General features: G+C 70.1%; 19 protein-coding genes and 4 tRNA genes. 11 read left to right on the top strand and 12 right to left on the bottom strand.

Annotated features, from left to right (window positions below):
* The 5 genes from ACFWSK_RS23460 to ACFWSK_RS23440 form a co-directional block, all read right to left on the bottom strand.
* Positions 1 to 2,126 (bottom strand): DEAD/DEAH box helicase (locus ACFWSK_RS23460; protein ID WP_383789436.1); only part of this gene is annotated, 2,126 nt, incomplete at its 3' end.
* Between the two features lie 232 nt (positions 2,127 to 2,358).
* Entirely contained in the window at positions 2,359 to 2,934 is a 576-nt protein-coding gene (locus tag ACFWSK_RS23455; protein WP_383789433.1) for a hypothetical protein, read from the bottom strand.
* A 94-nt stretch (positions 2,935 to 3,028) separates the two neighbouring features.
* Positions 3,029 to 3,403, bottom strand: a complete 375-nt coding sequence (gene crcB, locus ACFWSK_RS23450) for a fluoride efflux transporter CrcB (protein WP_383789430.1) — start codon at positions 3,401 to 3,403, stop codon at positions 3,029 to 3,031.
* Positions 3,400 to 3,849 carry a fluoride efflux transporter CrcB gene (crcB, locus tag ACFWSK_RS23445; protein WP_383789460.1) on the bottom strand — a complete coding sequence of 150 codons (450 nt, stop codon included), beginning with the start codon at positions 3,847 to 3,849 and terminating at the stop codon, positions 3,400 to 3,402. Before crcB (ACFWSK_RS23445) ends, crcB (ACFWSK_RS23450) begins: the two co-directional genes overlap by 4 nt.
* Before the next feature lie 101 nt (positions 3,850 to 3,950).
* Positions 3,951 to 4,301, bottom strand: a complete 351-nt coding sequence (locus ACFWSK_RS23440; protein WP_382730935.1) for a metallopeptidase family protein — start codon at positions 4,299 to 4,301, stop codon at positions 3,951 to 3,953.
* A gap of 101 nt (positions 4,302 to 4,402) precedes the next feature.
* Here ACFWSK_RS23440 and ACFWSK_RS23435 point away from each other — a divergent pair, with 101 nt between their 5' ends.
* The 4 genes from ACFWSK_RS23435 (at position 4,403) to ACFWSK_RS23420 (ending at position 6,294) form a co-directional block, all read left to right on the top strand.
* Positions 4,403 to 5,929 (top strand): metallophosphoesterase, encoded by a 1,527-nt coding sequence (locus ACFWSK_RS23435; RefSeq protein WP_383789427.1) that lies wholly within the window; start codon positions 4,403 to 4,405, stop codon positions 5,927 to 5,929.
* A gap of 79 nt (positions 5,930 to 6,008) precedes the next feature.
* Positions 6,009 to 6,081, top strand: a tRNA-Glu gene (locus tag ACFWSK_RS23430).
* Positions 6,082 to 6,120: 39 nt separating this feature from the next.
* Positions 6,121 to 6,195 (top strand) — tRNA-Asp (locus ACFWSK_RS23425).
* Positions 6,196 to 6,217: 22 nt separating this feature from the next.
* Positions 6,218 to 6,294, top strand: a tRNA-Phe gene (locus ACFWSK_RS23420).
* 38 nt (positions 6,295 to 6,332) lie between these two features.
* Here ACFWSK_RS23420 and ACFWSK_RS23415 read toward each other — a convergent pair.
* The 3 genes from ACFWSK_RS23415 to ACFWSK_RS23405 all read right to left on the bottom strand — a co-directional run bounded on the left by ACFWSK_RS23415 (position 6,333) and on the right by ACFWSK_RS23405 (position 8,395).
* Positions 6,333 to 7,187 (bottom strand): cytochrome c biogenesis CcdA family protein, encoded by an 855-nt coding sequence (locus ACFWSK_RS23415; protein ID WP_383789425.1) that lies wholly within the window; start codon positions 7,185 to 7,187, stop codon positions 6,333 to 6,335.
* On the bottom strand, positions 7,184 to 7,972 hold the full coding sequence (locus tag ACFWSK_RS23410; protein ID WP_383789422.1) for a DsbA family protein: 789 nt from the start codon (positions 7,970 to 7,972) through the stop codon (positions 7,184 to 7,186). The genes ACFWSK_RS23415 and ACFWSK_RS23410 overlap by 4 nt, the downstream gene beginning before the upstream one ends.
* A 69-nt stretch (positions 7,973 to 8,041) precedes the next feature.
* On the bottom strand, positions 8,042 to 8,395 hold the full coding sequence (locus ACFWSK_RS23405) for a hypothetical protein (protein ID WP_383789420.1): 354 nt from the start codon (positions 8,393 to 8,395) through the stop codon (positions 8,042 to 8,044).
* Positions 8,396 to 8,550: 155 nt separating this feature from the next.
* On the opposite strand from ACFWSK_RS23405, the gene hrpA reads away from it, so the two are divergent.
* The 3 genes from hrpA to ACFWSK_RS23390 all read left to right on the top strand — a co-directional run bounded on the left by hrpA (position 8,551) and on the right by ACFWSK_RS23390 (position 13,122).
* Positions 8,551 to 12,471: an ATP-dependent RNA helicase HrpA gene (hrpA, locus tag ACFWSK_RS23400; RefSeq protein WP_383789417.1), complete on the top strand. Its 3,921-nt coding sequence runs from the start codon at positions 8,551 to 8,553 to the stop codon at positions 12,469 to 12,471.
* A gap of 148 nt (positions 12,472 to 12,619) precedes the next feature.
* Positions 12,620 to 12,694, top strand: a tRNA-Asp gene (locus tag ACFWSK_RS23395).
* A 140-nt stretch (positions 12,695 to 12,834) separates the two neighbouring features.
* Entirely contained in the window at positions 12,835 to 13,122 is a 288-nt protein-coding gene (locus ACFWSK_RS23390) for a DUF6274 family protein (protein ID WP_383789414.1), read from the top strand.
* Positions 13,123 to 13,590: 468 nt separating this feature from the next.
* Here ACFWSK_RS23390 and bldC read toward each other — a convergent pair whose 3' ends face one another.
* Together bldC and ACFWSK_RS23380 are read right to left on the bottom strand one after the other, a co-directional pair.
* The gene (gene bldC / locus ACFWSK_RS23385) at positions 13,591 to 13,797 is read right to left on the bottom strand and encodes a developmental transcriptional regulator BldC (protein WP_003949541.1); all 207 of its coding nucleotides are present in this window, start codon (positions 13,795 to 13,797) and stop codon (positions 13,591 to 13,593) included.
* A 632-nt stretch (positions 13,798 to 14,429) separates the two neighbouring features.
* Positions 14,430 to 15,275: a hypothetical protein gene (locus tag ACFWSK_RS23380; protein WP_383789412.1), complete on the bottom strand. Its 846-nt coding sequence runs from the start codon at positions 15,273 to 15,275 to the stop codon at positions 14,430 to 14,432.
* Between the two features lie 177 nt (positions 15,276 to 15,452).
* Between ACFWSK_RS23380 and ACFWSK_RS23375 the strand changes: the two genes are divergently transcribed.
* Positions 15,453 to 16,535 (top strand): Leu/Phe/Val dehydrogenase, encoded by a 1,083-nt coding sequence (locus tag ACFWSK_RS23375; RefSeq protein WP_383789409.1) that lies wholly within the window; start codon positions 15,453 to 15,455, stop codon positions 16,533 to 16,535.
* Between the two features lie 303 nt (positions 16,536 to 16,838).
* Positions 16,839 to 17,096, top strand: coding sequence for a DUF3073 domain-containing protein (locus tag ACFWSK_RS23370; protein WP_352123042.1), 258 nt, complete (start codon positions 16,839 to 16,841; stop codon positions 17,094 to 17,096).
* A 134-nt stretch (positions 17,097 to 17,230) separates the two neighbouring features.
* Here the strand turns inward: ACFWSK_RS23370 and purM are convergent, their stop codons facing one another.
* Together purM and purF are read right to left on the bottom strand one after the other, a co-directional pair.
* A complete protein-coding gene (gene purM / locus ACFWSK_RS23365; RefSeq protein WP_383789406.1) occupies positions 17,231 to 18,298 on the bottom strand; it encodes a phosphoribosylformylglycinamidine cyclo-ligase in 1,068 nt (355 codons plus the stop codon).
* Between the two features lie 60 nt (positions 18,299 to 18,358).
* Positions 18,359 to 19,885, bottom strand: coding sequence for an amidophosphoribosyltransferase (purF, locus tag ACFWSK_RS23360; RefSeq protein ID WP_383789403.1), 1,527 nt, complete (start codon positions 19,883 to 19,885; stop codon positions 18,359 to 18,361).
* Positions 19,886 to 20,359: 474 nt separating this feature from the next.
* On the opposite strand from purF, the gene ACFWSK_RS23355 reads away from it, so the two are divergent.
* Both ACFWSK_RS23355 and ACFWSK_RS23350 read left to right on the top strand, forming a co-directional pair.
* Complete coding sequence (locus tag ACFWSK_RS23355) at positions 20,360 to 20,452, top strand: putative leader peptide (RefSeq protein WP_351273646.1); 93 nt, start codon at positions 20,360 to 20,362, stop codon at positions 20,450 to 20,452.
* A 187-nt stretch (positions 20,453 to 20,639) separates the two neighbouring features.
* Entirely contained in the window at positions 20,640 to 22,106 is a 1,467-nt protein-coding gene (locus ACFWSK_RS23350; RefSeq protein ID WP_383789401.1) for a sulfatase, read from the top strand.
* Position 22,107: the final 1 nt, after the last annotated feature.

Raw genomic sequence — 22,107 nt, 5'->3', positions numbered from 1 at the left:
CCGCCGGAGCGGAAGCCACCGGACGGGCGCTCGTCACGACGGTCACGGTTGAACGACGGGCGGTCGTTGTCCCGGTTGAAGGACGGACGGCCACCACGGTCGTCACGACGGTCGCCGCCACCCGTGCCACCGGCACCGCCGGAGCGGAAGCCGCCCGACGGACGCTCGTCACGACGGTCACGGTTGAACGACGGGCGGTCGTTGTCCCGGTTGAAGGACGGACGGCCACCGCGGTCGTCACGACGCTCGAAGGAACGGCCGCCACGGTCGCCGCCACGGTCGCCACCGCGGTCGTTGCCACCGCGGTACCCACCACGGTCGCCGCCGCGGTTGTCACGGCGCTCGAAGTTGCCGCGGTCGTCGCGACGCTCTTCGCGGACGGCCGGCTGCTGCTCCGGTACGGCTGCTGCGGCGGCCTCGATCGCGGCCTCCGCCTCGGCCGCGGCCGCGGCCACTGCCTCCTCGGGGTCGTCTCCCCGCTCGCGTGCGGCGCGGGCGACCAGGCGGTCGGCCTCCTCGCGCAGCTCGCCGGCGCGGCGCTGGACGCGCTCCAGCTGCTTCGTCAGGTCGGCGACCTCGCGCTCGGCCTGCTTGGCGGCGTTGTTCGCGGAGTCGGCCTGGACCTCCGTCAGCGAGCGGGCACCGGTGATCTCGGCGACCTCGGGCTCGAAGACGCCCGCGCCCTGCACGATGTGACGCGAGGCGTCGACGCCCGCGTCCTCCATGAGGCGGAAGATCTGGCGGCGCTGGTGCGGAAGCGCCAGTGACACGACGACACCGGACTTGCCGGCACGGGCGGTACGGCCCGAACGGTGCAGGTAGTCCTTGTGGTCGCCGGCCGGGTCCACGTTCAGGACCAGGTCGATGCCGTCGACGTGGATACCGCGGGCGGCGACGTCGGTCGCGACGAGCGCGTTGACGTAGCCCTTCTTGAAGTCCTCGAGGACGCGGGTACGGGCACCCTGCGTCATGCCGCCGTGCAGCGCGTCGGCCTTCACGCCGGACTCGATGAGCTGCTCGGCGATACGGTCGGCGCCCAGCTGGGTGCGGACGAAGATGATCGTGCGGCCCTTACGGGCGGCGATCGCGGCCGTGACCGGCGCCTTGTCCTTCGGCTTCACGACGAGGACGTGGTGCGTCATGGTCGAGACGTTGCCCTGGGCGCTGTCCACCTCGTGGGTGACCGGGTTGCTCAGGTAGCGCTTGACCAGCGTGCCGATCTCGTTCTCCATGGTGGCGGAGAAGAGCATGCGCTGGCCGCCGCCGGGGATCTGGTCGAGCAGCTCGGTGACCTCGGGCAGGAAGCCCAGGTCCGACATCTGGTCGGCCTCGTCGAGCACGGCCACCTGGACGTTCGCCAGGGAGCAGGCACCGCGGTTGATGATGTCGCGCAGTCGGCCCGGGGTGGCGACGAGGACGTCGACACCGCGCTCCAGCGCGTAGATCTGGTTGCTCATCGACGTACCGCCGCAGACGACCTTCATCTTCAGGCCGAGCACGTCGCCGTACGGCTGAAGCGCGTCCGCGACCTGCATCGCGAGCTCACGCGTCGGCGTGAGGATGATCGCGCGGGGCTTCTTCTTCTCGGTGTGACCGCCGGCCAGCGTGGCCAGGGTCGGGAGACCGAAGGAGAGGGTCTTGCCGGAGCCGGTACGGCCACGGCCGAGGATGTCCTTGCCGGCCAGGGCGTCCGGGATGGTCGCGGCCTGGATCGGGAAGGGCGCGGTGACGCCGTTCTGGGCGAGCTTGCGGACGATGCCATCGGGCAGACCGAGGGAAGTGAAGGTGACGGTCGGCTCGGCGTCCTCGGCGCTGTCGTCGGAGGCGGCCTCGGCGGTATCCACTGCCTTCGCGGCGGCGGTCTCGACGGGGGCGGCCTCGGTGACCTCGGCGGCGGTCTCGACGACCTCCACGACCTCGACCTCGACGACCTTCACGACCTCGGGGTCGGCAGCGACGACGGTGGCGGTGTCCACCTCGGCCACGACGGCCTCGGCGAGCTGCGCGAGCTCGTTGTCCTCGATGGACTCGATGGACTCGACGCTCTCGATGGAGTCGAGGGTGATGAGCTCGTCGTTGTCGACGTTCTCGGGCATGACGGTGTGGTCAGAACTGGAAATTGACATGCGAAATGCGAAACCTTCCGGAGTCTCGGCACGCGCCCGTAACTCCGTGATTCGCAATTTCGACCGCCTCAATGCGGTCCAGCCACGGCAAGGGAGAGTACGCGCCACACGGCGCTCTTCTGTGTCGGCGCCGGGCAATGGGATCAAACGATCTATAACCATACGCACCCTTACCCACTTAGCGCAAACTGCCTGCTCGGAGCCCCCTTCCGCGCCCCCGCCGCGCCCTCGGTCACGCGGGCGCGACCTGCGGCGACGCCTCCGGTGTGCGCTGCGTCTCAGGGCCTTCCGGAGCGCCCATCGCGTGGTTTCTGAGCGCGGCGGGTGAGGCGGAGGGCGGCTGCGAGGGCTCCGGCGGCGGGGTCGGTTCCGGCTCCGGATCGGGGGCCGGAGGGGGTGGGCCGGACGGCTCGGAAGTGACCGGCGGGGGCGGCGGCTCGCCCGGTCCGGGCACCGAGGGCTGCGGAGCCGGCGGTCTGCCGGCGCCGGGCGGCACAGGCGCGCCCGGCTTCGGGGTGGGCCGCGCACCGCCGGGCGCCGCCGACGGCGTGGTGGCGGAGGCGCCCGGGTCCGGCTTCGCCCCGGTCTCACGGTCGGACTGGGCCTCGGCGCGGCTGCCGCCGTAGCCCGACCGGCCCGAGCCGGGCACCGTGCCGCCGTCCGGCTCGGCCGAGGCTCCCTTCGGGCCGGCCGACCGCGAGGGCGCCGGTTTCTCGCCGTCGTCTCCGACGCTCATGCAGCCGGTGGACGCGGCGATCGTCAGCGCGGTGACGGCTGCCCAGCGGACAGGGGCGGACAACTGGCGCACGGGTGGCACCTCCGGGGCGTGAAGGGGGGCGGGGAAGGCGGGGGCGCCGTGCCCAACTCCCGCGACCCCACCGGGGACACGCCCGCGAAGCGAGCTACCGCCCGAACCCGCCCGCGAGTTCCGCCCCCAGGAAGACCGCGCCGAGGCCCACCAGCAGGGACCCCACGACATTGGCCGCCGCGAGAAACACCCGGCCGCCCTCGGCCAGCCGCAACGTCTCGTACGAGAACGTGGAGTACGTCGTCAGTGCCCCGCACAGCCCCGTACCGACCAGGGCGTACAAGGGTTCGGACACCGCCGCCCCGGTCAGGACGCCGAGCAGCAGGCTGCCCACCGCGTTGACGGTGAAGGTCCCCCACGGGAACACGTACGGAAGTCCGCTGCCGTGACGCGCCTGCACCGCGCGGTCCGTCAGATAGCGCAGGGGCGCCCCGACGGCTCCGCCGATCGCCACCAGAAGCCAGTTCATGCGGCCCGCTCACGTCCGCGTACGCCCAGCAGCGCCCGTGTCGCCGCGGCGGCGGCCCACACCGCGCCGAGCGCCCCCACGACCGTCGCCGCCGCGTACGCCATGGCGGTCAGCGCCTCCTGGCGGTCCAGCAGCTTCGACACATCGGCCGCGTACGTCGAGAACGTCGTGAACCCGCCGAGCACCCCGACCCCGAGGAACGGCCGCACCAGCGGATGGGCCACCCCGTCCCGCTCGGAGACCAGCACCATCAGCACACCGATCAGGGCGCAGCCGCTCACGTTGACGCCGAGGACCGCCCAGGGGAACCCCCCGTCGGCGGCCGGCCAGAGCACCAGGGCGGCATACCGTGCGACGGCGCCCAGCGCCCCGCCCGCGGCGATGGCACCTAGCACCCTCCACTTCTCGCGGCCGGCCGTCTCCGCCCGGTGCACGGGATCGGACAGGTCTACATCCGGGTCGACGACCGGAACGTCGTCGGCCACCGCACCGCCGCCGGAGGCCGGGCCGTCACCGCCGTCGGGTTCCCGGCCGGGCCCGGGACCGCTCACCCGTAACCCAGGGCGTGCAGCCGCTCGTCGTCGATGCCGAAGTGGTGGGCGATCTCGTGGACCACGGTGATCTCGGTCTCGGCGACGACGTCCTCGCGCGACTCGCACATCCGCAGCGTCGGCCCGCGGTAGATGGTGATCCGGTCCGGCAGCACCCCCGCGTACCACTCACCGCGATCGGTGAGCGGCGTGCCCTCGTACAGCCCGAGCAGGTCGGGGTCGCCGGGGTCCGGTTCGTCCTCGACGAACACCGCGACGTTGTCCATCAGCCGCGTCAGCTCCGGCGGAATCCGGTCAAGAGCTTGGCTCACCAGCTCTTCGAACTCCTCGCGCGTCATCTCCAGCACCCCGCCATTGTCACGTATGACGGGCCCGCACCGCTTGCCCCGTCCGCACCTGCTGCCCCTCGGCCCGCATGTCCGGACCCGAACCAGGGCATACGGGCCCAATGGCCCGCGACCCGTTCCGCGCCGCAGTCGTCCGTCTCCGGCACCGCACCCGCTCCACCGCCCCCGTCGGCACGCTCACCGACACCCCGCACCCCGTCACCCGCGCACTCGGCCTCGTCACCGTCGTCGTGCTGGGAGCCTGGCTGGGGCTGCTGATCGTCGGCAGTGTCCGTACGCCGGTGGGACCCATGGACACGGACATGACCCTGCGCCCGTCCCTCAGCGGCGGCACCAAGATCAACGTGTCCCCGCTCGGCGCCCTGGAGCTGGACTCCCACATCGCCCCGATCCGCCTCGACGTCGATGTCGACCGGCTCGACCCGGTGCGCTCCCAGGCCCTGGTCAAACACCCCGAACGGCTCTCCGGCCTCCAGGACGAGGTCGCGTCCGACGTCGTCGCCGGCACCCTCGACCTGGCCGTCCGCTCCTGCGTGGCCGTCGTCTCCGGAGCCACCGCCCTCGGCCTCGCCGTGTACCGCCGCCCGCGCCGCGCCCTCGCGGCCGGCGGCCTGGCACTGGTACTCCTGGCCGCCTCCGGCGTCTCCGCGTACGCCACCTGGAACCCGAAGTCGGTCCTGGAGCCGAAGTTCTCCGGGCTGCTCTCCAGCGCCCCCTCGCTGGTCGGCGACGCACGCTCGATCGTCACCGAATTCGACGTCTACCAGCAGGAACTGGCCCGCCTCGTCACCAACGTCACCAAGCTGTACGACGCCACGTCCACGCTCCCCGTCTACCGCCCCGACCCGGCCACGATCCGCGTCCTGCACGTCTCCGACATCCATCTCAACCCGGCGGCGTGGCACATCATCGGCTCGCTCGTCGAGCAGTACGAGATCGACGTGATCATCGATTCCGGCGACACCATGGACCACGGCACCGCCGCCGAGAACGGCTTCCTGGACCCGATCCGCGACCTCGGCGCGCCCTACGTCTGGGTCCGCGGCAACCACGACTCGAAGGTCACCCAGGCGTATCTGAAGGGGCTGCGCAACGCGCACGTCCTGGACGAGGGCAGCGCCCTGAACGTCGGCGGGCTGCGGGTGGCCGGCACCGGCGACCCGCAGTTCACCCCGGACCGCTCGGTCCCCGCCCAGGGGAAGGCGGCCGAACGGATGGCCGGTCTCCGGCTGGCCTCCGCCCTGCGCGACCAGGAGCGGGCCGGCACTCCGGTGGACATCGCGGTCGCCCATGACCCGAATGCCGCACGGGAGACCGACGGCACCGTCCCCCTCGTCCTGGCGGGCCATGTCCACCACCGGGTGAACGAGGTACTGAAACTCGGTACGCGGCTGAAGGTCGAGGGCTCCACGGGCGGCGGGGGCCTGCGTGCCGTGCAGAACGAGAAGCCCGAGAAGGTGCGCGCCTCGGTGCTCTACCTGGATCGCTCGACCCGCCGTCTCCAGGCGTGGGACGAGATCACGCTGGGCGGTCTCGGCCTGACGACCGCCGAGGTCAGCCGCCATCTGCCGGAGGGGAATCCGGCGGACCGCTCCCCCTCCCCGTCGGCTCCCACGCCCTCCGGCTAAACCGTTTTGGCGTTCGCCCCCGCATCCCATATGCTTCTCACGTCCCCGACGCGCTGGAAAGCAAACCGGTGGGCCTTTAGCCCTCATCGTCTAGTGGCCCAGGACGCCGCCCTTTCAAGGCGGTAGCACGGGTTCGAATCCCGTTGGGGGCACGCTTTACCGTGTGCGAGACTTGTCTCGCACATTAGCTTGGTCCTGTGGAGCAGTTTGGAGTGCTCGCCACCCTGTCAAGGTGGAGGCCGCGGGTTCAAATCCCGTCAGGACCGCTGCAGCCCGTATGAGCTGCGTGGCTGGGTAGCTCAGTTGGTACGAGCGATCGCCTGAAAAGCGATAGGTCGCCGGTTCGATCCCGGCCCCAGCCACCACCCGAAGGCCCCGTCCCATGGACGGGGCCTTCGTCGTGTCAGCTGCTCTCCTGCTGTGGCTCCTGCCTCTGCTGGACCGCGCGGCGCCACGCCCGTACCGCGAGCACCGACACCACCACCGCCACCACGGCTCCCAGCAGCACCGCGTCCGGCACGTTCTCGCCGAGGCGCTGGGCCCACTGCTCCACGGCGAACGAGTCGTCCACGTTCAGCAGTCCGGGAAGCGCGGTCGTCCCGTCGTACGCGAGGAAGATCGTGCCGAGGCCGACGAAGAAGAGTCCGGACAGCAGGGTGGTGCTGTGAAGTTCGAAGCGGCCGACGCGCAGGGGGCGGCCACGGAGCCACGCACGGCGCCCCAGCTCGTACCGCTCCCAAAGCAGGGCGAGCACGAACAGCGGCACGGCCATGCCCAGCGCGTACACGGCGAGCAGCAGTCCGCCGTAGACCGGGCTGCCGCTGACGGCCGCCACGGTGAGGACGCTGCCGAGGATCGGGCCGGCGCAGAACCCGGCCAGCCCGTAGACCGCGCCCAGGGCGTAGACCGAGAACGCGGTCGTGGGGCGGATGCGACCGCTGAGGGCGGCGATCCGCCGTGAGGCGAAGCCGAGGCCCACGATCTGGGCGACGCCGAGCGCGATGATCAGCCAGCCCGCGCCGAGGACCAGGGCGTCCCGGTGGCCGTAGAAGAGCCGTCCCGCATACGAGCCGGCGGCACCGAGCGGGACGAGGGTGGTGGCGAGGCCGGCGTAGAAGATGCCGGTGCGGGCCAGCAGCCGCGAGGCGGAGTCGATGGAGTACGCGAAGAAGGCGGGCAGGAGCAGGGCGCTGCACGGGCTGACCAGCGCCAGCAGCCCGCCGAGGAAGGCCGCGAAGTAGCCGATGTCCGCCGTCACTTCGCGGTGTCCTTGGCGTCCTTGGTGTCCTTGGTGTCCTTGGCCGCCTCCGCCTCCGCCGCCGCCTCGATGGCCTGCGTGAAGGTCTCCATCGGCTGGGCCCCGGCGATGGGGCGGCCGTTGACGAGGAACGACGGGGTGGACGTGGCGCCGATTCCGTACCCCTGTTCCTGGTCGGTGCGGACCGCGTCCGCCGCGGCGGTGCCGTCCGTGTCGCGGACGAACCGGTCGAGGTCCTGCACACCGGCCTGCCGGGCGAGTTCCTTCAGCCGGTCCTTGCCGAAGCCCTTCTCCTTGGCGTCCTCGGCGTAGGCGGCGCGGTGGAACTCCCAGAAGCGGTTCTGCTGACCCGCGGCCCAGGCGGCGCGGGCGGCGGCCTCGGACTCCTCGCCGAAGATCGGGAAGTTGCGCCATTCGATGCGCAGGGTGCCGTCCTGTACGTACTTCTTGATCAGGGCGGGCTCGGTGTCCCGGGCGAACTTCCCGCAGTAGCCGCACTTGAAGTCGGCGTACTCGATGAGGACGACGGGGGCGTCGGTACGGCCCTGTGCCAGCTTGTCGCCCGGGTCGCGGCGGGCCAGCCCGGCCAGTTCGGCGTAGACGTCGGCGGACGGGTCGTCGCTCACCTCGGCGACGGACGACGAGGCGGCGGAGCCGGAGTCGTCCGGTCCGGTGGCGGCGTAGGAGGCGTATCCGAGGAGTCCGGCGGCGAGGACGACGACCGCGCCGTAGAGCAGCGGCTTCTTCGAAGAGGACGACGAGGACGTGGACGAGGGCGTGGGCATGCGTCACTCCGTGCGGTGGGGTGCGAGAAAAGGGGAAAGGGGGAGCGGGGGCCGGTTGACCGGCACCGGCTACACCCTCAGCACGGAGAGTTCTATGGGACTGGGTGTGGCGGGCTCGGGACCGCGCACGGCGATCCGTACGAGAGATTCCGCAGGTCCCGCGCCCGTGGTGGCGGCGGGCAGGCCCCACGCGGCGAGCCCGGGCGCCTGGTCGTACGGGGCGCGGCCCCGGACGGGTCCGGCGGGCTCGGTGCCGTCGTGGCCGCTGTCCCTGCCGCAGCCCGGTACGCCCTGACCGTCGGCGGCTGCCACGATCGGGTGACCGCCGGCCGCCGGGGTGACGGACGCGGTGGCCGGGCCGCAGAACAGCCCCAGTACGACCGTGAGTACCGCCAGCAGGCAGCACCACTGCGTACGGGACACGGCGACCGGCCTCTCGGGAAGGGAAACGGGTGATCAGTTGCCCGAAATGGTACGTGGTGTGATGCCGCCCCACCCCGCGGTCACCGAGGGAGTGACGGAGACCGCGCGAAATGCGTTCGCCACTCCTCGGGCCCGGGTGCGATCCTGGGACCCGTATGTCTACTTCCTTTGCCGATCTCCAGTCACAGCTCGGACAGCTCTCACTCCGCGACGCGAACCGGCTCGGCCGGCGCCTCGAGGGTGCGCGCCGTATCCGTAAGCCCGAGGCCCGACAGTCCGTGCTGGACGAGATCGCCGCCGAGGCCGGGAAGGCGGCCGAGCGGCTCGCGGGGCGCGCCTCGCGGATGCCGGCTCTGTCGTACCCGGAGCAGCTTCCCGTCAGCCAGAAGAAGGACGAGATCCTGGAGGCGATACGCGACCACCAGGTCGTGATCGTCGCCGGTGAGACCGGTTCCGGAAAGACCACGCAGATCCCCAAGATCTGTATGGAGCTGGGGCGCGGTGTCCGGGGCATGATCGGGCACACCCAGCCCCGCCGGATCGCGGCCCGCACGGTCGCGGAGCGCATCGCCGAGGAGCTGGACACGCCGCTCGGCGAGGCCGTCGGCTGGAAGGTCCGGTTCACCGACCAGGTGAACCCCGAGGCGACCTTCGTGAAGCTGATGACGGACGGCATCCTGCTGGCCGAGATCCAGACGGACCGTGAGCTGCTGGCCTACGACACGATCATCATCGACGAGGCGCACGAGCGGTCGCTGAACATCGACTTCCTGCTCGGCTATCTGGCCAGGCTGCTGCCCAAGCGCCCGGATCTGAAGGTCGTCATCACCTCGGCGACCATCGACCCGGAACGCTTCGCGCGGCACTTCGGCGAGGCGCCGATCGTCGAGGTCTCGGGGCGTACGTATCCCGTCGAGGTCCGCTACCGGCCGCTCCTCGAAGAGGAGGGCGACGACTCCGACCGCGACCAGATCACCGCGATCTGCGACGCCGTCGACGAGCTCCGGTCGGAGGCCGACGGGGACGTCCTGGTCTTCCTCTCCGGCGAGCGGGAGATCCGCGACACCGCGGACGCGCTGAACAAGCGCAACCTCAGACATACCGAGGTGCTCCCCCTCTACGCCCGCCTGTCGCATGCCGAGCAGCACCGCGTGTTCCAGCGCCACACGGGCCGCAGGATCGTTCTCGCGACGAACGTCGCGGAGACCTCGCTGACGGTCCCCGGCATCAAGTACGTGATCGACCCGGGCAACGCCCGCATCTCCCGCTACAGCCACCGCACGAAGGTCCAGCGGCTGCCGATCGAGCGGATCTCACAGGCCAGCGCCAACCAGCGCAAGGGCCGCTGCGGCCGTACGTCGGACGGCATCTGCATCCGGCTGTACTCCGAGGACGACTTCCTGACGCGCCCGGAGTTCACGGACCCGGAGATCCTGCGTACGAACCTGGCCTCCGTCATCCTCCAGATGACCGCGGCCGGCCTCGGTGACATCGAGAAGTTCCCGTTCATCGACCCGCCGGACCACCGCAACATCCGCGACGGCGTGCAGCTGCTCCAGGAGCTCGGCGCGCTGGACCCGGGCGAGAAGGATCCCAAGAAGCGGCTCACGCCCCTGGGGCGCAAGCTCTCGCAGCTGCCCGTCGACCCGCGTCTGGCCCGCATGGTCATCGAGGCCGAGCGCAACGGCTGTGCGCGCGAGGTCATGGTGATCGCCGCCGCGCTCTCCATCCAGGACCCGCGCGAGCGGCCCTCGGAGAAGCAGACGCAGGCCGATCAGCAGCACGCCAGGTTCAAGGACGAGACCTCGGACTTCCTGGCGTTCCTGAACATGTGGCGCTACATCCGCGAGCAGCAGAAGGAGCGCGGCTCCTCCAGCTTCCGCCGGATGTGCAAGCAGGAGTACCTGAACTTCCTGCGCATCCGCGAGTGGCAGGACATCTACGCCCAACTGCGCACGGTGGCCAAGCAGATGGGCATCCAGCTGAACGAGGAGGACGCACCGGAGCAGTCGGTGCACACCTCGCTCCTCGCGGGCCTGCTGTCGCACATCGGGCTGAAGGACACCGAGAAGAACGAGTACGTGGGCGCGCGCAACGCCAAGTTCGCGATCTTCCCGGGCTCCGCGCTGTTCAAGAAGCAGCCGCGGTTCGTGATGTCGGCCGAGCTGGTCGAGACGTCCCGGCTGTGGGCCCGGGTCAACGCGAAGGTCGAGCCGGAGTGGATCGAACCGCTCGCCGGGCATTTGCTGAAGCGCACCTACAGCGAACCGCACTGGGAGAAGGACCAGGCGGCGGTCATGGCGTACGAGCGGGTCACGCTGTACGGGGTACCCATCGTCGCCCAGCGCAAGATCAATTTCGGCCGTATCGACCAGGAGGCGTCGCGCGAGCTGTTCATCCGCAGCGCGCTGGTCGAGGGCGACTGGCGCACGAACCACCAGTTCTTCCACGACAACCGCAAACTCCTGGGCGAGGTCGAGGAGCTGGAGCACCGCGCCCGGCGTCGCGACATCCTCGTGGACGACGAGACGCTCTTCGATTTCTACGATCAGCGGATCCCCGAGCACGTCGTCTCCGGCGCCCACTTCGACTCCTGGTGGAAGCACAAGCGGCGGGACGAGCCGGACGCGCTCGACTTCGAGCGCTCGATGCTCATCAACGAGAAGGCCGGGGCAGTCACCAAGGACGACTACCCGGACTCCTGGCGCCAGGGGAAGCTGAAGTTCCGGGTGACGTACCAGTTCGAGCCCGGTGCGGACGCCGACGGTGTGACGGTCCACATCCCGCTCCAGGTGCTCAACCAGGTGACCTCCGAGGGCTTCGACTGGCAGATCCCGGGCCTGCGCCAGGACGTGGTCACCGAGCTCATCCGTTCGCTGCCCAAGCCGATCCGCCGGCACTACGTGCCCGCCCCCGACTACGCGGGCAAGTTCCTGGACCGGGCCGTTCCGCTCCAGGAGCCGCTGCCCTTCACCCTGGCCCGTGAGCTCCAGCGGATGGTCGGCGTCCCGGTGAAGGCCGACGACTTCGACCTGACCCGGATTCCGGACCACCTGAAGATCACCTTCCGGGTCGGCGACGAGCGGCGCCGCACGGTGGCCGAGGACAAGGACCTGGACGCGCTCAAGCTCCAGCTGCGCCCCAAGGCCCGCCAGGCCCTCTCCAAGGCCGCCGCGGCCACCGCGGGGCCCTCGGGCGAGTCCATCGAGCGTTCGGGCCTCACCGACTGGACGATCGGCACGCTGAACCGGGTCTTCGAGACCCGGCGGGCCGGCCAGCCCGTCAAGGCGTATCCGGCTCTCGTCGACCAGGGCGAGACCGTTGCCGTACGGCTCTTCGACACCGAGGCCGAGCAGCAGCAGGCGATGTGGCGGGGCACCCGGAAGCTGATCCTGCTCAACATCCCGGTGAACCCCGCCAAATTCGCCTCGGACAAGCTCACCAACCAGCAGAAGCTGGCCCTGTCCCGCAATCCGCACGGCTCCATCCAGGCCCTGTTCGACGACTGCGCGATGGCGGCGGCGGACCGGCTGATCGCGGCGCACGGCGGCCCGGCCTGGGACGAGGAGTCGTTCCGGAAGCTGTACGACAAGGTGCGCGCCGATCTCGTGGACCTGACGGTCCGCACGATCGGGCAGGTGCAGCAGATCCTGGCTGCCTGGCAGGCGTGCGAGCGGCGGCTGAAGGCCACGAACAGCCTGGTGCTGATCAACAACGTCACGGACGTACGCGAGCACCTCGCCCGCCTCGTACCGCCGGGGTTCGTCACCGCGACGGGGCTGCGCAGGCTGCCGGACCTGATGCGCTATCTGGTCGCCGAGGACCGCAGGCTCCAGCAGATGCCGACGAACGTCCAGCGCGACACCACGCGCATGGAGAAGGTCCACGAGATGCAGGACGAGTACGCCTGGCTCCTGGAACAGCTGCCGCAGGGGCGGCCGGTGCCCCAGGAGGTGCTGGACATCCGCTGGATGATCGAGGAGTTGCGGGTCAGCTACTTCGCGCACGCCCTGGGCACGGCGCAGCCCGTCTCGGACAAGCGGATCGTCAAGGCGATCGACGCGGCGGCACCCTGATCCGGTGGGCCGCAGCGCCCGCCGGAGGGGTCGCCGGAGAGCTCCGCGGCCCGTAACGGGAGCGCCACCATGGGTGAGTTCGACCGCACCCTCCGACCTCCTGTACAGTCTGGTTTCGCAGGCAGCCGCAAGGAAGCCGCGAAAACCTGGTCCTGTGGAGCAGTTTGGAGTGCTCGCCACCCTGTCAAGGTGGAGGCCGCGGGTTCAAATCCCGTCAGGACCGCAAGAAACGAAAGCCCGGATCTTCTGATCCGGGCTTTCGTGCGTCTTGACTGCGGCGTCCGCCCCGGGTAACCCGTAGAGCAGAGGCTGCCCCTGTTTCCCTCGGCGAGGGGCCGCGCGGGCCCACCGGGAGGTGCACGTATGTCTGCGTCCACGGCACGGCACGAAACCCGCGCGCTGCTGCGCGCCCACCTGGCGGCTGCTTCCGGCTACCGCCACCTCACCCGGCACTGCCCGATCTGCCACCGGCTGCTGCGCCTCGCCCTGGAGCCCACGGCGGCGCCGAAGGCGTCCAGCACCCTTCCGGGCGCTTCTCGCCCCTCCGAGGGCCCAGAAGCGCCCGGCGAGGCCCCAGTCGCCCCTGACGACCCCCCGGAGGCACAGAGGGCCGCCGGGCAGACCGGGGACGAAAGTCCCGCCACTACATGACCAATGGCCGCGTCGCCCGCTTCCCGGCAGTGGCAGGCTGGGAGTTGGCAAGCCTCAGCCACTGTGACGGGAGTCACCGAACGAGTTTTGGGAAGGGGTGGCTTTACCCCCTTCTTACAACTGGCGAATTTAATATGTGCAATTGCACCACTCACGAGGGGTGCCCGCGGCCGCTCCACCGAGGCCGGCCAGGAGCCTCCAGGAGGCCCGCACAGGGCCCCGGGCGGGTTCGCGCACGGTCGGGCGAACAGACCCGGCGCGGCAGCTCGCACACCACCCCGCTCCCGGCCGTTCGGGCACAAAAAAATCGCGCTGGACCCGGCGGAGTCCAGCGCGATCGGGTGACGTACCCGTATTGCATAGGTATGACGCCCGTTGGGGCAGGCGTCCGTCATGTGGAGCTATGGGTGGGCAACGGGGGCTGGGGGGCCCAACAGTGCCCGGTTATGACGCGGCGACAGGGGTGTGTCAGGCCTCGCTGCGCTGCTGCGGAATACCCGCAAGCAGTGCGCGGACCTCTGCCTCGCGGTACCGGCGATGTCCACCGAGCGTGCGGATGGACGTGAGCTTGCCTGCCTTGGCCCAACGGGTGACCGTCTTCGGGTCCACGCGGAACATCGTGGCAACCTCAGCCGGGGTCAGCAGCGGCTCGGCATCAGGGGTGCGAGCGGTCATGAGCGGCCTCCTCGGGAGAACCGAACCTTCTCGGTTCTTTCCTCTAAATTCTGCACCTTGACCCGCGTTGCCCGAAATGGCGGACGCGGGCCGAGTCGGTTATAGGACGAACGGCTTGTCCTCGGCACTACAACTACACCATCCGTCCAGCCGCGTCGGCCAAACCGATGGAATTGCCCTCCCAGGTGTTCATCAGCGACGGAAGCCGATGGACCATGCCATAGCGGACAGTCACGCAGCAGTGACGATCAGTCACAGAGCGATCAGGAGTCGTCAGACCCCCCATAGAGTGCAATACCGAGCTTTCCGCCCATAGTTGGACGGAAGGAGTCCTCCCCGGACTCCTTGTCCTATTTTGGCACGAGGAGTGGGGATCGGCGCAAGGGCGCCGTTAGTGCTATCCGTCACGCTTGAGGCAAAGGCCCGGTTCGGGACGTAGGTCCTGGCCTCAGCGGCGTACTCTTCCGCCCCACTCGTCACATGGGTCACACAGGACGCACTTTCACGCCTCGTCAGCTCACCGGAGCGCCCCTCGGCGCACTACAAAAGGTGTGGATGCGCTCCGGCTCGCGCACCTATGCGCCGGTTGGTGCGCCTCTGCACCGATTGCCTATGGATGGCAGGTTTCGCCCTCAATTAGCGAACTGGCGGTCCCGTACCGCCCGCCAGCGCTCGGCGAGCCGGCCGTACGCCGCGCTCGCCCCCTCGCTGTCGCCGGCCCGCAGCGCCGCGATGCCCTCGGCCACATCCGCCGCCGAGCGGTCACCGGCCAGGTGCTCCGCCGGCAGCGCGTGGACCAGCCCCCCGTAATCGAGCTCGACCAGCGCCCGCGGATGGAACTCCTCCAGCCAGCGGCCGACCTCGACGAGCCCCTCGGTCAGCGGCCCCTCGTCGACCGTCTCCCGCAGGGTCCTGAGCGCCCGCGCCAGCCGGCGCCGGGCCTGCACCATCGGGGTGCGGTAGCGCAGCACCGGCGGACCGCCGGCGTCACCCGCCTCCTCGTACTCCCTCTCCTCGTCGGCGAAGAGCACGAACCAGCGCACCGGGACCTGCCACACCGCCGTCCTGATCCACGGCCTGGCGTCCGGGTTCCGCTCCCGCCACCGCTCGTAATCCGTCAGCGCCTGACCCCGTACGACCGGAGGCAGCACCGCGTCGAACACCGTGGCCGGAAACATCCCCTCGAGTTCCTCCAGAGCCAGCCATCCGCGCAGCCGGGTCCGCCACGGGCAGACGCACACCACTCCGCCCACCTCGGCGACGAACGCGTCCGCGCTCTCGTGCACGGGCACCCCGACGGGTGGCGTGGCCGACAGGTCGGCGAGCGAGCGCCGCAGTTCGTCCTGGGCGGTGGGGAAGTCCGAACGCTCCGCATACCGGGACCAATGGGCACGTTCGGGCCCGGGAAAGGCGGCGAGCGGCTCGTACACCCGTAGGTAGGACGAGTAGGGGACGAGCACTGAAGACACCACCGGCATGCGCCGAATCGTGTCACGCCCGTACTCCGCCAGGGGGTGATCCCCGGCACCGGCACAGATCTCCGTGCGCCGAGGACTTACGCTCTTGCCCAGTCGGACCGACCGTGCCGGTCGGCCCGGGGCCCTCCCCACCTTCAGGAGGGCCTTTCCGCCGCTTCGTACTTGGGAGTCACCACAGTGACCGATGTGACCGACGGCGTCCTGCACACCCTGTTCCACTCGGATCAGGGGGGCCACGAACAAGTCGTGCTCTGCCAGGACCGTGCCAGCGGCCTCAAGGCCGTCATCGCCATCCACTCCACCTCCCTGGGCCCCGCCCTCGGCGGCACCCGCTTCTATCCGTACGCCTCCGAGGAGGAGGCCGTCGCGGACGCGCTGAACCTCGCGCGGGGCATGTCGTACAAGAACGCCATGGCCGGCCTGGACCACGGTGGCGGCAAGGCCGTCATCATCGGCGACCCGGACACGATCAAGTCCGAGGAACTGCTGCTGGCCTACGGCCGGTTCGTCGCCTCCCTCGGCGGGCGCTACGTGACCGCCTGCGACGTCGGCACGTACGTCGCCGACATGGACGTCGTCGCCCGCGAGTGCCGCTGGACCACGGGCCGCTCCCCCGAGAACGGCGGCGCGGGCGACTCCTCCGTGCTCACCGCCTTCGGTGTCTTCCAGGGCATGCGGGCCTCCGCCCAGCACCTCTGGGGCGACCCGACCCTGCGCGGCCGGAAGGTCGGTGTCGCCGGCGTCGGGAAGGTCGGCCACCACCTGGTCAAGCACCTGCTCGCCGACGGTGCCGTCGTCGTCGTCACGGACGTGCGGGAGGAGTCGGTACGCCGGGTCACCGACCTGCACCCCGAGGTCACGGTGGCCGCGGACACCGACGCGCTGATCCGTACGGAGGGCCTGGACATCTACGCCCCGTGCGCGCTCGGCGGAGCTCTCGACGACGACACCGTGCCGGTGCTCACCGCGAAGGTGGTGTGCGGCGCCGCCAACAACCAGCTCGCGCACCCGGGCGTCGAGAAGGATCTGGCCGACCGCTCGATCCTGTACGCACCCGACTACGTCGTGAACGCCGGTGGCGTGATCCAGGTCGCCGACGAGCTCAACGGCTTCGACTTCGACCGGTGCAAGGCGAAGGCCACGAAGATCTTCGACACCACGCTGGCAATATTCGCACGTGCGAAGGCTGACGGAATCCCGCCGGCCGCGGCGGCCGACCGGATCGCCGAACAGCGAATGGCCGAAGCACGCCGTCGCTGACCGGTGACGGGATCTTCGTGACCCCGTCACCGGACGCGGCCCGCCGACCGGCGAGACAAGACTCACGCCGGTCGGCGGGTCGGCCGCTCAGAAGAGGTTAATATCGCAGTTGACCAGCGAGGACGGGGCTCTTCGCCGGGTCGGTTCCGGGGTGCTTCATGCGGGCGGCGTACCGTATGGCCGCGGAAGCAGGTACCGTTAAAGCCCTACAGGCGCGGTCTCTCAGCCGGGAGTCCGTCCTGAAACATGAACGCGTGTCAAGACTCTGGGGCCGTCGAGCCCCGTCACCGAGGGGGTCGAGCCATGGGGCGCGGCCGGGCAAAGGCCAAGCAGACCAAGGTCGCCCGTCAGCTGAAGTACAGCAGCGGCGGGACTGACCTGTCGCGTCTGGCCAATGAGCTGGGCGCATCACCTTCGAGTCAGCCACCGAACGCTGAGCCGTTCGAGGACGACGACGAGGAAGATGACCCGTACGCACAGTACGCGGATCAGTACAACGTCGATGATGACGAGGACGAGGACGATCAGTCCGGTCCGTCGTCACAACGCCGCGGCGCTTGACCTCGCGCTGACACAACAACCCGGTCCGGGCCTGCTCGGACCGGGTTTTGTGCTGCCCTGGTGACGTCGGGCCGGCCTGCGACGGAGTATCGGGGCGGGTCACCGGACGATCCCGGTGACCCGCCCCGTACTGCCTACTTCGCGTAGTCGCCGACCAGCTCGGCACCCGAGGTGTGCGTTCCCCGGTCGGTGATCTCACCGGCGACCCAGGACTCGACGCCCCGGTCGGCCAGGGTGGTCAGTGCGGCGTCCACGGAACCGGCCGGGACGATCGCGATCATGCCGACGCCCATGTTCAGCGTCTTCTCCAGCTCAAGCCGCTCGACCTGCCCGGCCTTGCCGACCAGGTCGAAGACCGCGCCGGGCGTCCACGTGGAGCGGTCCACGGTGGCGTGCAGCGTGTCCGGGACGACCCGGGCCAGGTTGTTGGCCAGACCGCCGCCGGTGACGTGACTGAAGCCGTGCACCTCGGTCGTACGGGTCAGGGCCAGGCAGTCCAGCGAGTAGATCTTGGTGGGCTCCAGGAGCTCCTCGCCGAGCGTCCGGCCGAATTCCTCGACCTGGCGGTCCAGCGACCAGCCGGCGCGGTCGAAGACCACGTGCCGTACCAGCGAGTACCCGTTGGAGTGAAGCCCGGAGGACGCCATCGCGATGACCGCGTCACCCTTGCGGATACGGTCAGGGCCGAGCAGGTGCTCGGCCTCGACCACGCCCGTACCGGCGCCCGCCACATCGAAGTCGTCGGGGCCCAGGAGGCCCGGGTGCTCGGCGGTCTCGCCGCCGACCAGGGCGCAGCCCGCGAGGACACAGCCTTCGGCGATGCCCTTCACGATGGCCGCGACACGCTCGGGGTGCACCTTGCCGACACAGATGTAGTCGGTCATGAAGAGCGGCTCGGCGCCACAGACGACCAGGTCGTCGACGACCATGCCGACGAGGTCGTGGCCGATGGTGTCGTACACGCCCATCTGACGGGCGAGGTCCACCTTCGTACCGACGCCGTCGGTGGCGGACGCGAGGAGCGGGCGCTCGTAACGCTTGAGTGCCGAGGCGTCGAAGAGACCGGCGAATCCGCCGAGGCCGCCCATGACCTCGGGCCGCTTCGTCTTCTTCACCCACTCCTTCATCAGCTCGACGGCACGGTCGCCGGCTTCGATGTCGACGCCCGCTGCCGCGTAGGAAGCACCTGTTGTCTCAGACATTGCCTGGGATCTTTCGTGTGGAAATACGGGGCTGGTGGGGGAAGCGCCGGTCGTTCCGGGTCACGGACGACGCAGCGCGTCGGCCGCCGCGGTCGCGGCAGGGCCGGCCGCCAGCTCGGTCTCCAGCAGCTGCTTGCCGAGCAGCTCCGGGTCCGGGAGCTCCATCGGGTATTCACCGTCGAAGCAGGCGCGGCAGAGATTCGGCTTGGCGATCGTCGTCGCCTCGACCATCGCGTCGAGCGAGATGTACGAGAGCGAGTCGGCACCCATGGAGGTGGCGATCTCGTCGACCGTCATGCCGTTGGCGATCAGCTCGGCGCGGGTCGCGAAGTCGATGCCGAAGAAGCAGGGCCACTTGACCGGCGGGGAGGAGATCCGGATGTGGATCTCGGCGGCACCGGCCTCGCGGAGCATCCGGACCAGTGCGCGCTGGGTGTTGCCGCGGACGATCGAGTCGTCGACGACCACCAGGCGCTTGCCCTTGATGACTTCCTTGAGCGGGTTCAGCTTGAGCCGGATTCCCAGCTGGCGGATGGTCTGGGACGGCTGGATGAAGGTCCGGCCGACGTACGCGTTCTTGACCAGTCCGGCGCCGAACGGGATTCCGCTGGCTTCGGCGTATCCGATCGCGGCGGGTGTGCCGGATTCCGGAGTCGCTATGACCAGATCCGCCTCGACCGGGGCTTCCGCGGCCAGCCTGCGGCCCATCTCCACCCGGGAGAGGTAGACGTTCCGCCCGGCGATATCGGTGTCGGGGCGGGCCAGGTAGACGTACTCGAAGACACAGCCCTTGGGCTTCGCTTCCGCAAAGCGGGAGGTGCGCAGGCCGTTCTCGTCGATGGCGATCAGCTCGCCCGGCTCGACCTCACGGACGAAGCTGGCGCCGCAGATGTCGAGGGCGGCGGACTCGGAGGCCACCACCCAGCCGCGCTCCAGGCGTCCGAGGACCAGCGGGCGGATGCCCTGCGGGTCGCGGGCGGCGTAGAGCGTGTGCTCGTCCATGAAGACGAGCGAGAACGCGCCCTTGACCTCGGGAAGCACCTTGGTGGCGGCTTCCTCGATGGTGAGCGGCTTGTCGTCGTCATCGGTCTGTCCGGCGAGCAGCGCCGTCACGAGATCGGTGTCGTTGGTCGCGGCGACCTGGGTGGCGCGGCCGTCCTTGCGGGGCAGGTCGGCGACCATCTCCGCGAGCTGGGCCGTATTGACCAGATTGCCGTTGTGACCCAGGGCGATCGAGCCGTGCGCGGTGGCACGGAACGTCGGCTGCGCGTTCTCCCACACCGAGGCACCGGTGGTGGAGTAGCGGGCATGACCGACCGCGATATGGCCCTGGAGCGATCCCAGAGACGTTTCGTCGAAGACCTGCGAGACCAGTCCCATGTCCTTGAAGACCAGGATCTGGGACCCGTTGCTCACTGCGATGCCCGCGGACTCCTGTCCACGGTGCTGCAGGGCATACAGTCCGAAATAGGTGAGCTTGGCGACCTCTTCGCCCGGAGCCCAGACACCGAAGACGCCACAAGCGTCCTGGGGGCCTTTCTCTCCGGGGAGCAGGTCGTGGTTGAGTCGTCCATCACCACGAGGCACGCCACCGAGTGTAGGCGAGATCGACCACCGGTCCGAATTCGGTGCCCACACCGCAGGGGCTGTCGTGGCACTGCGGGCGTGCGTGAAGGGCGCCCCGGACGAGCCCTCCACGCACCCCTGGACGATCACTCCGGGTGACCGGGCGACGGTGGCCGGACAGTCCGTCTGCGCGCTTTGGGCGGCAGGCGCCCGGATTACCGGCGGGATACCGATCGGTTCAGGCCACCGGCCGTACGGAGCAGGGAGCGCGCGTCGTGGCACTCGGTGATCCGGCGCGCCGCCCGTCGAGCCGCTGGCCGAACGCTCGTTTCGTGGTGAGCCTCACACTGCGGGCCGACCGTGAAGGCGCTCGGAACCTCTCGGCAGGGCCGTATCCCCGGGGGCGGACGGTGAGCGTGGCCTTCCGGCGCGTGAGCGTCCGGGGTTCGAGACCGGCATTGACAGGCGCACGGCCGCTTGGCAGGCTCCTGGGCCATGCAGCCCCTCGGTGATCTTTCGGTCACGCTCGTGGAGCGCCGCCACGTCGATCTGGGACGTGTGGCGAGCGCCATCTGTCGCTGCGCCTGAGTCACTCCGCACCACCGCCGGGTCTTCATAGACCCCGTTGAGCGTGCGCTGAGTTCTCCCTTGTTCGTCTCCCTCTCATCGCCCGCCCCCGGTCCGGGCGCACTGCCGTGCGCACCTGGCGCCTGACGGGTTCCTCCGCCCGCCCCTGCCGTCATCCGCCGCGTGCGCGGCCCTGACAGGAGTCCTCATGTCCGCAGATCAGCCGAACACCAGTTCCCTTGGGGATTCGTCCTCCTCCCTGACCCGTCGCGCCTTCGGCACGGCCGTCGGCGCGACCGCGGCCACCGCCGCCATCGGCCTCTCGGCCGCCGGACCCGCCGCCGCCGGACCCGCCGCCCCGGTAACCGCGCCACGTGAGCGGCCCTTCCGGGCGGCTCGCGGCAAGCACTCCCGGCGGCCCAACATCCTCTTCATCCTCGGCGACGACCTGGGCTGGGCCGATCTCTCCTCGTACGGCGCCCCCGACATCCGCACGCCCCATCTGGACCGGCTCGGGCGGCAGGGGGTGCGGTTCACGGACGCGTACTCCGGCTCGGCGACCTGCTCCCCCACCCGGTTCAGCCTCTACACCGGGCGCTATCCGGGACGTACGAAGGGCGGGCTCGCCGAGCCCATCGCGGACAGGTCGGTGGGTCTGGAACCCACTCATCCGACCCTCGCCTCGCTGCTGCGTGGCGCGGGCTACTCCACCGCGCTCATCGGCAAGTGGCACTGCGGATACCTGCCCGACTACAGCCCCACGAAGTCCGGGTGGGACGAGTTCTTCGGCAACTTCGGCGGGGCGCTGGAGTACTACTCCAAGCTCGGTCTCGGCGGCGAGTACGACCTGTACGAGGGCGACGCCACGTACAAGGACCTGCGGTACTACACCCGCATCCTGACCGAGCGCGCGAGCGAGTACGTGCAGCGCGACCACGACAAGCCGTGGCTGCTCAACCTCAACTTCACCACCCCGCACTGGCCGTGGATCGCGGACGGGGACACCGAGGAGAGCGCCGAGATCGTGCGGCGGATCAAGGCCGGTGACCGGCGTGCGCTCCAGCACGGCGACGGCGGCTCGCTCCAGAAGTACAAGGAGATGGTCGAGGATCTGGACCGCTCGGTCGGCGAGGTGCTGAAGGCACTCGACCGGTCCGGCCGGGCGGAGGACACCCTGGTCTTCTTCGCCAGCGACAACGGCGGTGAGCGGTTCTCGTACAACTGGCCCCTCGCCGGCAACAAGGGCTCGCTCCAGGAGGGCGGCATCCGGGTCCCCGCCGTGCTGCGCTGGCCCGCCCGGATCGACGCGGGCCAGGTCAGCGGCCTGCCGGTGTTCTCCCCCGACTGGACGGCCACGCTGCTGGAGCTCGGCGGGGCGCGGCCCGACCCGGCCTACCCGCTCGACGGCACCAGCCTCGCCGGGTATCTGCTGCGCGACGAGGAGCCCGGGGAGCGGGACCTGTTCTGGCGCGTGCGCGGGGAACGGGCACTGCGGCGCGGCGAGTGGAAGTACTACCGGGGCAAGGGCGGCACCGATCAGCTGTTCCGGCTCTCGCACGACCAGCGTGAGCAGGCCGACCGGGCCGCGGCCGAACCGGAGCTGCTGGCCGGCCTGCGGGCGTCCTGGGAGCGGACGAACGCACAGTTGCTGCCGTACCCGACGGGCGGTGCGTGAC

Source organism: Streptomyces sp. NPDC058620, from assembly GCF_042717135.1.
GTDB lineage: Bacteria > Actinomycetota > Actinomycetes > Streptomycetales > Streptomycetaceae > Streptomyces.
This window is presented reverse-complemented; position numbering and strand designations above follow the sequence as displayed.

Bases quoted from the DNA above. Each gene is read 5' to 3' on its own strand.
- ACFWSK_RS23380 (WP_383789412.1), bottom strand. From the start codon at position 15,275: ATGCCGGTGGTGTCTTCAGTGCTCGTCCCCTACTCGTCCTACCTACGG.
- ACFWSK_RS23410 (WP_383789422.1), bottom strand. From the start codon at position 7,972: ATGCCCACGCCCTCGTCCACGTCCTCGTCGTCCTCTTCGAAGAAGCCG.
- hrpA (WP_383789417.1), top strand. From the start codon at position 8,551: ATGTCTACTTCCTTTGCCGATCTCCAGTCACAGCTCGGACAGCTCTCA.
- ACFWSK_RS23435 (WP_383789427.1), top strand. From the start codon at position 4,403: ATGGCCCGCGACCCGTTCCGCGCCGCAGTCGTCCGTCTCCGGCACCGC.
- purM (WP_383789406.1), bottom strand. From the start codon at position 18,298: ATGTCTGAGACAACAGGTGCTTCCTACGCGGCAGCGGGCGTCGACATC.
- bldC (WP_003949541.1), bottom strand. From the start codon at position 13,797: ATGACCGCTCGCACCCCTGATGCCGAGCCGCTGCTGACCCCGGCTGAG.
- ACFWSK_RS23355 (WP_351273646.1), top strand. From the start codon at position 20,360: ATGCAGCCCCTCGGTGATCTTTCGGTCACGCTCGTGGAGCGCCGCCAC.
- crcB (WP_383789430.1), bottom strand. From the start codon at position 3,403: ATGAACTGGCTTCTGGTGGCGATCGGCGGAGCCGTCGGGGCGCCCCTG.
- ACFWSK_RS23390 (WP_383789414.1), top strand. From the start codon at position 12,835: ATGTCTGCGTCCACGGCACGGCACGAAACCCGCGCGCTGCTGCGCGCC.
- ACFWSK_RS23350 (WP_383789401.1), top strand. From the start codon at position 20,640: ATGTCCGCAGATCAGCCGAACACCAGTTCCCTTGGGGATTCGTCCTCC.
- ACFWSK_RS23370 (WP_352123042.1), top strand. From the start codon at position 16,839: ATGGGGCGCGGCCGGGCAAAGGCCAAGCAGACCAAGGTCGCCCGTCAG.